The sequence below is a fragment of the Clostridium sp. KNHs214 genome (assembly GCF_000744935.1).
In the GTDB taxonomy this organism is placed as follows: Bacteria; Bacillota; Clostridia; order Clostridiales; family Clostridiaceae; genus Haloimpatiens.
In genome coordinates, this window is record NZ_JQMW01000011.1 from 1,269,287 (window position 1) to 1,282,772 (window position 13,486).

The window sequence follows — 13,486 nt, forward strand, 5'->3', positions numbered from 1 at the left end:
TCCTTTTTTCATCAATAAGAATTTCAAATAAAATCCATATTGAAATGATATAGTAAGTGGCCTATACTAAATACAAAACTTAATTTTATGCTGATTTTGAAAGGATTTTAAAAGGAGGATATAGATTTGAATTTTGATGATTTTACAATAAATGTGCTTAAAGCTATGGCACATCCAGTTAGATATAAAATAATAAAATTTCTTTATAAGGGTCCTAAATGTGTTTGCAAACTAAATGAGGAATTTGATTTTAGCCAAGCAAATCTTTCCCAGCATCTTAGGATTTTAAAAGATGCGGGAATATTAAAAAGTGAAAAGGTTGGGCTGGAGACGCATTATAGTTTGTACAGCGACGATATAAAGGATATATTACAAAGTGTGGAGAAATACGTTCAAAAGCTTTTAGATAATGCAACTAAGTAGTAAATAATGAGTTGGTAAAGGATGATGTTATGTCTAGTGTTAAAATTATCCCTAAAAAGTTAAAAGGAACTATAGAAATCCCGCCTTCTAAAAGCCTAGCACATAGAGCTATAATAGCTGCAGGGCTTGCATATGGGGAAAGTATTATAGAGAACATAGAGTATTCCAAAGATATATTGGCAACCATAGAAGGAATGGAGAATTTTGGAGTTAAGATAGAAGAGATAAATAATGAAATTGAAACCAAAAATGCAAATAATAAAGTGAATACAGAGAAGATAAATAATAAAAATGAAGTGGAAAAGATAGATAGTAAAATTGAATTAAAAGAAATAAATAATAAAAATGAAGTTCAATATGTAAATAGCGATGTTGAAAAGGAAAATATAAGCAAAGAAGTTTCAATGGAATATATAAATGATGCGAGAAAAGTAACTTTAAAAATAAAAGGAACTAGCAATATAAAAATACAAAATGAAATTATAGATTGTATAGAATCTGGGTCTACTCTTAGATTTTTAACCCCAATAGCTTTGCTTCAAGGGGAAGATGAAGTTACTTTCATTGGAAGAGGAAAACTTCCAGAAAGACCTTTAGATGAGTACTACAGTATTTTTAATAAGCAAAATATATTTTATAAAAACAATAATGGAAAACTGCCCTTAAGTATAAAAGGAAAGCTAAGATCTGGAGATTTTTACGTTAAAGGAAATATAAGCTCTCAGTTTATTACAGGTTTAATGTTTGCACTTCCACTGTTAGATAGAGATTCAAAAATAATCATAACATCTAATTTAGAATCCAAGCCTTATGTGGATTTGACCATAGACATGTTAAAAAAGTTTGGGATAGAAATAGATAACAATGGTTACAAGGAATTTTATATAAAGGGAAATCAGAAGTATAAAAGTAGAAAATACAAAGTAGAAGGTGACTTTTCTCAAGCTGCTTTTTGGCTTATAGGAGGCCTACTGGGAGAAGGTATTAAATGCGAAAATTTAGATATAAATTCTCTTCAGGGAGATAAAGAAATATTGAATGTTATAAGAAAGATGGGCGGGAATTTAACTATAAATGAAAGCTTTATTCAGTCCACTTTAAAATTAATTAATAAAAAAAATGGGATTTTTAATGATGAAACAGATTTAAAATTAATTAATGAAAAAAACAAAACTTTTGATGATGAAACAGATTTTATTAGAAATAATTTTTCAAAATTAATCAAAGAAACATTTGAAAATACTTCACAAAGGGATACTATGACTATAGACGCATCCCAAATACCAGATTTAGTGCCTATTCTTGCAGTAGCCGGCACCGCAAAATATGGAGTTACAAAAATTATAAATGCCCAAAGAGTTAGAATAAAGGAATGCGACAGATTACATGCTATAGCTTGTGAATTAAATAAAATTGGAGGAGACATTAAAGAGCTTCAGGATGGCTTGATTATAAACGGAGGCAGTAAATTAAAAGGCGGAGAAGTTGAAAGTTGGAACGATCACAGAATAGCTATGGCTTTAGGCATAGCATCTAGCCTTTGTCAGGAGCCTTTAATAATAAAAAATAGTGAAGTTGTGGAAAAATCCTATCCAGATTTTTGGGAGGATTTTAAAAAATTAGGTGGTGATGTACTTGAGTGGAATATGGGGAAATAAAATAAAGTATTCTATATTTGGAGAATCCCATGGAGAGGGCATTGGCATGGTTATAGATGGATTGGAGCCAGGTATAGAATTGGATTTGGATTTTATAGAAGGGGAAATGACAAGGAGAGCTCCAGGCAAAGATAAGCTTTCTACCACAAGAAAAGAAGGAGATTGTTTTAAAATACTAAGTGGATATTTCAAGGGAAAAACCACAGGCACTCCTTTGTGTGTATTTATAGAAAATACCAATAAAAAGAGCAAGGATTATGATAAAATTAAAGAAATAATAAGGCCTTCTCATGCTGATTACACGGGAAAAATAAGATATAATGGTTTTAATGATTACAGAGGGGGAGGACATTTTTCTGGAAGATTAACGGCACCGCTGGTTTTTGCAGGAGCAATAGCAAAGCAGATTCTTAAAAGACAAAATATAATAATTGGCAGTCACATAAAAAGCATAAAAAATATTGAAGATGACTATTTTAATGAGGATAATTTAAATAAAGCAACCATAGAAAGTCTTTTAGCTCAAAGGTTTCCCCTAATAGATATAAATAAAAAACAAATCATGGAAGAAGAAATATTAAAGGCTAGGGCAGAAAAAGATTCTCTAGGTGGAGTAATAGAATGTGCTATTTTAAATGTTAAGGCTGGAGTTGGGGAGCCTTTTTTTAACTCTGTGGAAAGCACTCTATCACAGCTTTTGTTTTCAATTCCCGCTATAAAGGGAGTTGAATTTGGATTGGGTTTTGAAATCACTAAGCTAAAGGCATCAGAGGTAAATGATGAGGTTTATGTAGAAGAAAATACTATTAAAACTTACAGCAATAATAACGGGGGGATACTTGGCGGAATAACAAACGGCATGCCAATTGTATTTAGGGTAGCAGTGAAGCCAACCCCATCCATAGGCAAGCCTCAAAGAACGGTGGATATTTCTAAAATGGAAAACACCCTTTTAGAGATAGAAGGAAGACACGACCCATGTATTGTTAAGAGAGCTGTGCCAGTAATAGAAGCTGTAGCGGCTATGGCTATACTAGAATTGATAAAAGAGGGGTAAAATTATGATTAAGTTAGATATACCAGGATATAAAAAACTGAAGATTAAAAATGTAGTGTTTGATTTTAACGGAACCATAGCAAAAGATGGAGTTTTAGTAGAGGGAATAAGGGAAAGAATTCATGCCTTGAAGGATTTAGGACTAGATGTATATGTGTTAACGGCTGATACTAATGGTTCTGTGGCACAGCAGTGCAGAGATCTTCCAGTTAATATAGAGATTTTCGCAAAGGGAGATGCGCTAGAGGAAAAAAAGAATGTAGTTGAAAGATTAGGGGCAGATAACACTATAGCTGTAGGTAATGGCAGAAACGATATAGATATGTTTAAAAGTAGCGAATTATCTATTGCCATACTTGGCAGTGAGGGATGTTATTCAAAAACATTACTAGAGGCAGATATAGTAGTAAATAGTTCAGTAGATGCTGTAGAGCTTTTATTGAACCCAAACAGAATTAAAGCTACGCTGAGAATATAAAATTTAAGTAGAAATAGATTGATGATATCTGAGAAACCGTATATTTTATTGGTATTTAGAGAAGATAAAAATGGAGGGTGTAGCTGTGAAGCATAGTGATAATAAGGTTTTTTTTATTGCAGTGAAAAATATAAAAGAAAGTTTATCTGTAATTAAAAATTTATATGATGTTTTAAGAATAGTAGATCCTAAGGGAAAAAAGACCTTATACGTAGAAGGCGAAAATGAGGTTTCAAAAGGCCAAAATTGTTATGAGTTTTGGAGAAGTGGAAAGTATTGTGAAAACTGCATTTCTATGAGGGCATATAATGAAGAAGATACGTTTTTTAAAGTTGAATACAATAAAGAAAAGGTATTTTTAATAACTGCAGCTCCAGTAATTGTAGACTCTAAAAAATATGTAGTTGAAATATTAAAAAATATAACGGAAAAAGGTTTTTTCTCAGAAGATAGGGAAAAGAGCATAACAAAATTTAAAAATATAATAAGAGATATAAATGAGCTGGCTATAATAGATGAATTGACAGGAATATATAATAGAAGATATATAAATGAAAGAATGCCTGTGGATGTGAGTAATAATATACTAGAAAATAAACCAATATCAATAATAATGGCAGATATAGATTTTTTTAAAAATATTAACGACACATATGGTCATTCCATAGGTGATAAGATTATAAAGGATGTAGCCAATATTTTAAAAGAAAATATTAGACGCAGCAGCGATTGGGTGGCTAGATATGGTGGAGAAGAATTTTTTATTGTATTGAACGATACTACAGGACAAGGTGCTTATACAGTGGCTGAAAAAATAAGAAAAATCATAGAAGTGTTAAACGTCAAATTTCTCCTAATTTAAACGTCAGTTTATTTCTATAATTATAGTACAATTTACGTCAAATTATTTCTACAAAATCACTTTATTTTTAATGAAAAATCATTTTGCACCTAAAAGAAAAAGGAGCTAGCGCTCCTTGTGATTTTAATGCAGTGATATTTCATTGGCGGCAGCCATTATTATATCAGTATCGATTACGTTTTTTTCGTGCTGCGCACCTATTATTAAAGCCTTAGTTAATATCATATTTAAGCGTCTTATAGAGCCAGCACAGCTTCTATATGCAGCCAAAACAGCATTATTATCAAATATTTCTGGCGAAGCCCCTGCTAATGATAATCTAGAATTAATATATTCTAAAGCTTCAATTTCAGAAAATCCTTCAAAATTATAATTTATTATTATTCTTTGTTTTAATGCCTCGTGTATCTGCTTTTCTAAGATATTATTTAACACAGGTTGTCCTATCAAAACTAAGGAAAAGCAATCTTTTGAGTCCATAGAGAAGTTCATAAGTAGCTTTAAATCCTTTAAAATATCATTATTTAGATATTGTGCTTCATCCCAAACTAATATATAATGCACACGTTTATCTGTACTCATACTTTCCATATAGTCTTTTATGCTCTTAAACATGTCAGATTTACGAGAAGAAGGTTCAATTCCTAAGGAGATGCAAAATTGCCTATAGAACTCAGTAGTAGTTACAGTGGTAAAGCAAAGATATATAACCTTTGTTAAATTAGGGTTTACTTTTTTAGCAAAGCACCTTAAGGCAAAGGTTTTTCCACTACCTGGTGAAGCTGTAAATAAGCCGATTCCCCTAGCTTCATTAAGATACTCAAGTCTTGATATCATCTCTTTTAGATCATTTGACATATAGGCATCTTTTTCTTTTATGCCTTTTTCAAATGGATTCATTGTCATACCATAAAATTGTTTAAACATTTTTAACACCATCCTTTGAATAGTCTATAGTAAATGCATTCCTGCGTTTGGTTTTACCATTTTCAATCTTATTTGTTTTTCTAATGCTGTATTTAGCATTTTCATAATATACATATGCATTATCCATATCATCAGGTAAATATCTTACTTCAACTTTCTGTCCTATAAATTGCATAGGTACATCATAAGATATTTTATCAATGCTTATGGTTGAGTCATTATTAACTCTTCGTTGTATGCGATTCATAAAGCAATTATCCAGCCACTCACTATCAGTAGCTACCTTAACATGAGCTAAATCGCTTTTATATCTATCGATCGGACGTTGAGATGTAGCTGAATGTACTGTTACATTATGCTTGTTTATATATGCGAATAGCTCATCATTTAGCTCCGCTAAGGAGGATATAGATTCTACATCTAGAGTGTTTAGCCATCTACTTTTTAATGTTCTAAAATTTCTTTCTACTTTTCCTTTGGATGCTCCATCCCTTACCATAGTGTGCAGTTCTACTATTCCAAGAGATCCACAGATAAGACTTAATTGCTCATTTTTATAAGGAGAACCGTTGTCCAAGTAAAGTTTATTAGGTATGCCATATCTAGCGATAGCTTCTTTAAGTACCTTTTGAAAATTATAAGAGTTATCATTGTAAAAGAATCTTCCGCCAACGATAAGTCTTGATTTATCATCAATTAGCATAATTAGATATGTTCTTTTACGTATGCCATTTTCAGTAATATACGGGCCATAGCATGTATCACCTTGGTACATGCCAGTTGCAAACTCTTCTTCAAAGGCTTTTCTATCTTTCATATTTATGCATCTAGCAGATTTAAGATCATTATTTTTTATAAATCTTTGAACTGTAGATAATGATATATTTTTTTCATTGATAAAGCCATCTTCGATAAGTTTATGATATATAAGAGTAGCATTAATTTTAGGAAATGCATTTTTTAGCATATATATCTGTTCTATAGCTACATCATTTAACTTTCTGGTTTTCCCTATGTCGCTACGCGTCTTCGGTAGAAGGGCATCAAAACCAAACCTATTATAATCTGATTCCCAATTAGATAGTGTTCCAGGACTATATAAAACTGACTTACCGTTAGGTAATTTTACAGGAGTAGCAGCAACACGTCTATAGTAAGCAATTTTCGAGCTTTCAGTATAAGTATTATTTATAGCTGGAGCTATTAGTGCTAGTCTAATAGAAGCTATTTCAATCATTTCTTTGTTATTCATTTCAACATCACCTCTATAAAAATGCTATCATGGGGAAATTATAATATCCATTATCGTATTAAGTGGTATATATAAAATAAAATAAAAAGTATATAGCTATAGCTTAATTATGATGTTCCTTGAAAAAAGGATAAGCCGTTTCTATTAAAAAAGTTTGTTATAAAGGTTTCAATTTCAATAAAGGTACTATTTATAACACGCTGTATAAAACTTAGATTAGAAATAAGCTTGTCTTGTAGAAGTCCAAGCCATAGTTGTTTATGTTTTTTGAACTTATTTAAAATTCGATAGAATGTGGATATTGCTATACAATAATGTTCACACATAGCTTCTACAGAGGTAAATTTATGTACAAGATAATCATGAATAATAGACACAGTAAATTTAAAGCTAAATGACATGTAGGGCACAATTACCGAAGGTAGGATAGCATGAGTATGTCCACATGACGGGCAAATATATCTATTGATAGTTATTATATTATCGTGAACTTCATTATTATCATAAGTCACAAGATGGCGTTTATAAGAGGCAAATAGGGATAGATCGTGTTTAGATCCGCAGACTGGACATACCAAAGCCTCTGAATTAACCGTTTTCATATACTCTTCAAAAATATTTATCTCATTTTCAAAAGAAATTTGTTTAAAACACTTGCATAGTTGTGAAAATAATCTTATCATAATAATAGGTTGTAAGAGCTTACGCTCTTATTTTTAGGGAAGAACCTTCGCTTTGCACGGCTTGGGGTTCTTCCCTTTCCTTTCTCTAGTTTTTATAATAAGCTTAAAATAACCTCCAAATGATGTCAAGTCATTAGGAGGTTTTATTTAGCAATAATATGATTATTTAAAATGCATTTAATTACTGGATAGTTATTGGAGTTATAGTTATAATTTGACTTAGAAATGCAGTTTTCAAAAGCTATATTTTGACGCACTACATAGAAGAAAAGGAGTTTACATATAATTCCTTAAAAATTAAATTAACATTAAGCTTTGGGGTACATACCATTGATAAAGAAAAGAGTGGAATTGAAAATTTCATTGAAGAAGCAGATAAAAGTTTATATGAAGCTAAAAATAGTGGAAGAAATAAAACTGTTGTGAGGTAAAAGAGTAATTCTAGGGGATTACTCTTTTTATTTTAATTAAATACTGAAAGTATGGTTTTTACTATGCGTTTTCTACGCATTCATAAATTATTAAAAAACATTTGTTATAATTAGATAAAATTTCATTGAAGATTTTACTAGGTAGAAGTTAGTAAATTTATATGTTGAGTTTTATAGTTAATAGTAATTTTATAAAAAACATTAATGTATAATGTAATACCGTAGAGATTTAAAGGAGTGATAAAATGGCATTGCAGATGTTTGAATTCATAGATGAAGTTGTAGAGATTTTAGATAAATGGAGAGATGATTTAGAACATGCAGCAAATTATATAGAAAAATACTTGGAACAGATTATATTAGATGATAGCGAAGGGTATTTAAATATAAGTTCAAGGGTGAAATCTTCAGCAAGTTTAAAAGAAAAGATACTTAGAAATAGCTATTACAAAAAATATAGTTATCCAGAAGAATTATTTGAACATCTATCAGATTTAATAGGGGTTAGAATTGAATGCAGGTTTATAGAAGATGAAAATAAAATGTATAAGAGCATAAAGAAAAACTTTAATATGGTTCATGGGGATGGACTTTATTACAATGTTTCAAATCCTAATATAAGATTAGATTTAAGAGGAAAACAGCCTCAGACGCAAAAAAATGGGTGTGAAATATATAGAATAGACGGTATATATGAAGTTGAAAACGCAAAGATCAACTTCGAACTTCAAATAAAATCATTGGTAGATATATTTTGGGGTGAAATAGAACATAAAATTATATATAAAAATTATAATTACATGTTAGCAGATAAGTTTATGAAAGAAATGATGGATTCTATAAGAAAAAATCTTTCAATGATAGATAATCAGCTTCTTATACTATATAATCAGTTTAATAAAGCAAATTCTGTAGATGCTGCTGTTCGGAAACATCAAATGGAAATGATGCTTTCCAAAATAATTTATGATATTTTCTCATCTAAAATTAAAAAGGATATTGGTTTTATAATGGATTTTAGAAAATCCTGCGATATAATAATGGAATATATATTTAGAACAAATAATGCTGAACATTTAGATGATTACAATGAAACATTGCTAAAAACATTAAATAGATTAAATGATATTAGCAAGGATGGAATAGACTTTAATAGCAAAATAACTTTTGAAAGGGAAGTAGAATTTAAGGATGAATTTTCAAGTATACTAGGAGAGGCTATATTAGGTAATATAAATTCTGATTTTAATTGGAATTTATTTTTTAGAATGCTATTTCAAATTGAATTAGGAAACAACGCAGAGGACTTTGAAAACTTTATAAATTTCCTAAAAGATAGGTTTGGAAATAAGAAAGTGTTTATGGAGCTATACAATTCTTTTAAAGAAGAAGAGGCTGATAATATAAGACAAAGAGTGATTATGGAAATAGCAAGTAGTTTTAAAGAAATAAATTCTATAGAATTTATATATGAAGAAAAAATAGAGAACGTAAATAAAATAACAACGTATATGGTAAAAGTAATATGTAAAAATATAAACTCCTATGAGCAATGGGAAAAAACAGAAGAAGTATTTATGAAACTTTTAAGATTGAAGATATTTGGTGAATTTGGTTATGAAATAGAAATAAAAGATATTTGGAGATTAATCGATAAATTTAAAGAATGCTGCAATAATATAAAAGCAAGTAAAGAACTTTTAAGTTATGTAAATGAATTGGAAAAGTCTAGTGAAATAAAAAAAGAAGAAGTTCTAAATGTTATTCAATCATTATAAAATGTATATTGTAAAGCTTAAATAAGAATTAATAAAATTTATAGCCAACAATAATAATTATTATTTTACAATTATTATTGTTGACATTTTTATTGTAAAGTAGTATATTAAAACTGTACTAAATAAGTATACATTAAAAGTAGTTTAATAAGATTAATAAAATTAAAAACGAATCTAATGAGAAGGTAAATATAAATTATTGTATGACTAATAAAACTTTTAATTAAAACAATATTATACCAAAAAGGTTTAAATTATAAGGAGGGTATGTTATGTCATCATGTGGAAATTGTAAAACTTGTGCATCAGCAGATAAGGTATTGGAAGGATTTATATCAAAAATGGATTTGGAGACTTCACACCACAGGGTAGAAACTCAAAAAATTAAGTGTGGATTTGGACAACAAGGAGTTTGCTGTAGATTATGTGCTAATGGACCTTGTAGGGTTACACCGAAATCACCAAGAGGAGTGTGTGGAGCCAATGCAGACACTATAGTAGCTAGAAACTTTTTAAGAGCAGTGGCAGCTGGAGCTGGATGTTATCTTCATATAGTAGAAAACACTGCAAGAAATTTAAAAGCTTTAGGTGAATCTAAAGGGAAAATAAAAGGAGAAGCAGCCTTAAATAGATTAGCTGAAATGTTCCAGATAAATGAAAATGACATGCATAAAAAAGCTATTTTGGTTGGAGAAGCAGTTTTAAGAGATTTATACAAGCCAAGATATGAAAAAATGGAGATAGTAGAAAAGATGGCTTATAAGCCAAGGTTTCAAAACTGGAAGAAGCTTAATATACTTCCTGGAGGAGCAAAATCAGAGGTATTCGATGCAGTAGTAAAGACTTCTACAAACTTAAACAGCGACCCAGTAGAAATGCTTTTACATTGTTTAAACTTAGGCATATCTACTGGACTTTACGGGCTTACACTTACTAATCTTTTAAATGATGTTATGCTTGGAGAGCCAGTTATAAGACCGGCCAAGGTTGGATTTAAGGTGATAGATAAGGATTATATAAATATAATGATAACAGGTCATCAACACTCAATAATATCTCATCTTCAAGATAGATTAATAGAAGAAGATGTGGTGGATATGGCTAAAAAAGTAGGAGCTAAGGGCTTTAGATTAGTAGGATGTACTTGTGTAGGACAGGATTTACAGTTAAGAGGAGAACATTATAAAGAAGTATTCTCAGGTCATGCAGGAAATAATTTTACTAGTGAAGCATTAATAGCTACTGGTGCCATAGATGTTGTAGTGTCAGAGTTTAATTGTACACTTCCAGGTATTGAGCCTATATGTGAAGAGCTAAAGGTTAAAAATATTTGTTTGGATGATGTAGCTAAGAAAGCTAATGCAGAATATGTAGAGTATTCCTTTGAAGAAAGAGAGAAAATCAGCGAATATATCATAGAAGAATCTATGAAAAGTTATAAAGAAAGATGTGGAAAAGTTAAAATAAATATACCAATGAATCATGGATGCGATGATGTTATAACAGGGGTAAGTGAGATTTCTCTTAAAAATTTCTTAGGTGGAACATGGAAGCCACTACTAGACTTAATAGCTTCTGGCAAAATCAAGGGGGTAGCTGGAGTAGTTGGATGTTCTAACTTAACAGCCATGGGGCATGATGTGTTTACAGTAGAGCTAACTAAGGAACTTATAAAGAGAGATATTATAGTGCTTTCAGCAGGATGTTCTAGCGGAGGACTTGAAAATGTAGGACTTATGTCACCATCAGCTTCAAAACTTGCTGGAGATAATTTGAGAGAAGTATGTGAAAGTTTAGGAATTCCACCAGTTTTGAATTTTGGGCCATGTCTTGCTATAGGAAGACTTGAAATTGTAGCTACAGAGCTTGCTAAGGAATTAGGAATAGACATTCCACAGCTTCCATTAGTATTATCAGCACCACAGTGGTTAGAAGAACAAGCTTTAGCAGATGGAGCTTTTGGTTTAGCACTTGGCTTGCCACTACATCTTGCTATATCACCATTTATAGGAGGAAGTAAGGTGGTAACTAAGGTATTAACAGAAGAACTTAAAAAATTAACAGGAGGACAATTAATCATAGAGGATGATGTTAAAGCAGCTGCAGATAAATTAGAAGCTATAGTTATTGATAGAAGAAAAAAATTAGGGCTTAAATAAATTACTGTATTTATATAGGTCAGGGGGAAGTATTTATGAGAAGGATAATGATAAATAAGGATTTGTGTGAAGGGTGTCTAAATTGTGTTCTTGCTTGTATGGCAGAACATAATTTAGAAGATAAATCCATAGTAAAATTAGATCTTGAAAATACAGAAAGTGAAAGCAGAAATCATATAGAAATAGATATGTATGGTAAAAAAGCTCCAATATTTTGTAGACATTGTGATAACCCAGAGTGTGTAAATACATGTACTACTGGAGCAATGACAAAAGACCTTGAAACAGGAATAGTTTCTTACAATGAGGATAAATGTGCATCTTGCTTTATGTGTGTTATGAGTTGTCCTTATGGAGTTCTAAAGCCAAGTAATAATGATAAAAAAGTTATAATAAAATGTGATTTATGTAGTGAAAGGGAAACACCTAGATGTGTTGAAAATTGTCCTACTGGAGCTATTTATATAGAGGAGGTTCAGTAGTATGAAGTATGTAATAATAGGAGCTAGTGCAGCTGCACTTTCTGCAGCTAAAACCTTGAGGGAACTGGATAAATATAGTCAAATAGTTATACTATCTAAAGATCAAAATATTTATTCCAGATGTTTACTTCATCATTATATAGGTGGAGAGAGAAGTTTAGAAGAATTATCTTTTGTGGAAGAAGATTTTATGGAAAGATACAACATAAGATGGATAAAGGGTATCAATGTTAGGAATATAGATATAAAGAACAAGTGTGTAGAATTACAAGGGTGGTATAAGGAGTTTTATGACAAACTTTTGATAGCTTCAGGTTCTTATGCAGCTATTCCTCCTATTAAAAATTTAAAGGAAGGAAAAGGTGTTTATACCTTAAGAAATATAGAAGATGCAAAAGCTATAAAGGAGCAGTCAAAGAATATAAAAAAAGCCTTAGTAATAGGAGCAGGACTTGTGGGAATAGATGCCACCATGGGTTTAATAGAAAATGGTGTAGAGGTAGAACTAGTGGAAATGGGCGAGAGGATTCTTCCTTTGCAGTTAGATAAAAGAGCAGCTAAAACTTATGAAGATTTATTAAGGAGCCATAATGTTAGAATTTCAACAGGTATAGGGGTTGGAGAAGCAATACTAAATAGAGAGGGTAGTATAAAGGGAGCTAAACTTACTAATGGAGAGGAAATAGAATGTGACATAATAGTTGTAGCAGCAGGAGTAAGACCTAATGTAGACTTTATAAATAGTGAGGAAATAAAGATAGAAAGAGGTATAGTTATAAATAACAGATGTGAAACATCAGTAAAAGATATATATTCAGCTGGAGATGTTACTTTTACAGCACCTATTTGGCCAATAGCCGTTAAACAGGGAAAGGTTGCAGCTTATAATATGGCAGGTGAAGAAAAATATTTAGAAGATAATTTTGGATTAAAGAATTCTATGAGCTTTTTCAGTGTGCCTACAGTATCTTTAGGAATGGTAGAACCAGAAAATAGTAGTTATATGGTAGAGGTAGTTGATAAAAATCATTTATACAAAAAAATCATACACAAAGACGGGATAATATATGGTGCAATATTTCAAGGTGATATTTCATATTGTGGAGTATTTACAGAGCTAATAAAAAATAAGATAAATATTAGTAGCATAAAAAAGGATATATTTGAACTAAATTTTTCGGATTTTTTCCATATTAAGGATAATGGTGAATTTACCTATAATTAATAATTGTGATAAATAATGTACAACAAATAGTAAATAATCAATAAAAAATAATATAATCCATGATAGTAGGC

At 30.6% G+C, this 13,486-nt stretch carries 12 protein-coding genes and 1 pseudogene; 10 read left to right on the forward strand and 3 right to left on the reverse strand.

The genetic code is table 11. The features are described from left to right. Window positions 1-126: 126 nt before the first annotated feature. The 5 genes from CC89_RS14515 to CC89_RS14535 all read left to right on the forward strand — a co-directional run bounded on the left by CC89_RS14515 (window position 127) and on the right by CC89_RS14535 (window position 4,478). Window positions 127-423 (forward strand): ArsR/SmtB family transcription factor, encoded by a 297-nt coding sequence (locus CC89_RS14515; RefSeq protein ID WP_035293290.1) that lies wholly within the window; start codon window positions 127-129, stop codon window positions 421-423. 29 nt (window positions 424-452) lie between these two features. Next, window positions 453-2,081: a 3-phosphoshikimate 1-carboxyvinyltransferase gene (gene aroA, locus CC89_RS14520; RefSeq protein WP_035293293.1), complete on the forward strand. Its 1,629-nt coding sequence runs from the start codon at window positions 453-455 to the stop codon at window positions 2,079-2,081. Then, complete coding sequence (aroC, locus tag CC89_RS14525; RefSeq protein WP_035293296.1) at window positions 2,059-3,138, forward strand: chorismate synthase; 1,080 nt, start codon at window positions 2,059-2,061, stop codon at window positions 3,136-3,138. The genes aroA and aroC overlap by 23 nt, the downstream gene beginning before the upstream one ends. A 4-nt stretch (window positions 3,139-3,142) precedes the next feature. Further along, window positions 3,143-3,616, forward strand: a complete 474-nt coding sequence (locus tag CC89_RS14530) for an HAD family hydrolase (RefSeq protein WP_035293298.1) — start codon at window positions 3,143-3,145, stop codon at window positions 3,614-3,616. 85 nt (window positions 3,617-3,701) lie between these two features. Beyond that, window positions 3,702-4,478, forward strand: coding sequence for a GGDEF domain-containing protein (locus CC89_RS14535; RefSeq protein WP_185750768.1), 777 nt, complete (start codon window positions 3,702-3,704; stop codon window positions 4,476-4,478). Window positions 4,479-4,601: 123 nt separating this feature from the next. On the opposite strand, the gene CC89_RS14540 is transcribed toward CC89_RS14535, so the two are convergent. The 3 genes from CC89_RS14540 to CC89_RS14550 all read right to left on the reverse strand — a co-directional run bounded on the left by CC89_RS14540 (window position 4,602) and on the right by CC89_RS14550 (window position 7,340). After that, window positions 4,602-5,405 (reverse strand): ExeA family protein, encoded by an 804-nt coding sequence (locus CC89_RS14540; RefSeq protein ID WP_035289163.1) that lies wholly within the window; start codon window positions 5,403-5,405, stop codon window positions 4,602-4,604. Beyond that, window positions 5,398-6,657 carry a DDE-type integrase/transposase/recombinase gene (locus tag CC89_RS14545; RefSeq protein ID WP_035289160.1) on the reverse strand — a complete coding sequence of 420 codons (1,260 nt, stop codon included), beginning with the start codon at window positions 6,655-6,657 and terminating at the stop codon, window positions 5,398-5,400. The genes CC89_RS14540 and CC89_RS14545 overlap by 8 nt, the downstream gene beginning before the upstream one ends. Before the next feature lie 107 nt (window positions 6,658-6,764). Then, window positions 6,765-7,340, reverse strand: coding sequence for a DUF6431 domain-containing protein (locus tag CC89_RS14550; protein WP_035289157.1), 576 nt, complete (start codon window positions 7,338-7,340; stop codon window positions 6,765-6,767). 239 nt (window positions 7,341-7,579) lie between these two features. On the opposite strand from CC89_RS14550, the pseudogene CC89_RS14555 reads away from it, so the two are divergent. From CC89_RS14555 to CC89_RS14575, 5 genes and pseudogenes are all read left to right on the forward strand, one after another. Next, window positions 7,580-7,771: pseudogene (locus CC89_RS14555) on the forward strand (GGDEF domain-containing protein); the annotation flags it as partial. 245 nt (window positions 7,772-8,016) lie between these two features. Beyond that, a complete protein-coding gene (locus tag CC89_RS14560; protein ID WP_051931813.1) occupies window positions 8,017-9,549 on the forward strand; it encodes a GTP pyrophosphokinase in 1,533 nt (510 codons plus the stop codon). Between the two features lie 272 nt (window positions 9,550-9,821). Further along, window positions 9,822-11,708, forward strand: a complete 1,887-nt coding sequence (gene cooS, locus CC89_RS14565) for an anaerobic carbon-monoxide dehydrogenase catalytic subunit (protein WP_035293303.1) — start codon at window positions 9,822-9,824, stop codon at window positions 11,706-11,708. Window positions 11,709-11,743: 35 nt separating this feature from the next. Next, entirely contained in the window at window positions 11,744-12,190 is a 447-nt protein-coding gene (locus tag CC89_RS14570) for a 4Fe-4S dicluster domain-containing protein (protein ID WP_035293304.1), read from the forward strand. Between the two features lies 1 nt (window position 12,191). Continuing rightward, a complete protein-coding gene (locus CC89_RS14575) occupies window positions 12,192-13,415 on the forward strand; it encodes an NAD(P)/FAD-dependent oxidoreductase (RefSeq protein WP_035293306.1) in 1,224 nt (407 codons plus the stop codon). Window positions 13,416-13,486 lie beyond the last annotated feature (71 nt).

Bases quoted from the DNA above. Each gene is read 5' to 3' on its own strand.
- cooS (WP_035293303.1), top strand. From the start codon at position 9,822: ATGTCATCATGTGGAAATTGTAAAACTTGTGCATCAGCAGATAAGGTA.
- CC89_RS14545 (WP_035289160.1), bottom strand. From the start codon at position 6,657: ATGAATAACAAAGAAATGATTGAAATAGCTTCTATTAGACTAGCACTA.
- CC89_RS14560 (WP_051931813.1), top strand. From the start codon at position 8,017: ATGGCATTGCAGATGTTTGAATTCATAGATGAAGTTGTAGAGATTTTA.
- aroA (WP_035293293.1), top strand. From the start codon at position 453: ATGTCTAGTGTTAAAATTATCCCTAAAAAGTTAAAAGGAACTATAGAA.
- CC89_RS14550 (WP_035289157.1), bottom strand. From the start codon at position 7,340: ATGATAAGATTATTTTCACAACTATGCAAGTGTTTTAAACAAATTTCT.
- CC89_RS14570 (WP_035293304.1), top strand. From the start codon at position 11,744: ATGAGAAGGATAATGATAAATAAGGATTTGTGTGAAGGGTGTCTAAAT.
- CC89_RS14540 (WP_035289163.1), bottom strand. From the start codon at position 5,405: ATGTTTAAACAATTTTATGGTATGACAATGAATCCATTTGAAAAAGGC.
- CC89_RS14530 (WP_035293298.1), top strand. From the start codon at position 3,143: ATGATTAAGTTAGATATACCAGGATATAAAAAACTGAAGATTAAAAAT.
- CC89_RS14575 (WP_035293306.1), top strand. From the start codon at position 12,192: ATGAAGTATGTAATAATAGGAGCTAGTGCAGCTGCACTTTCTGCAGCT.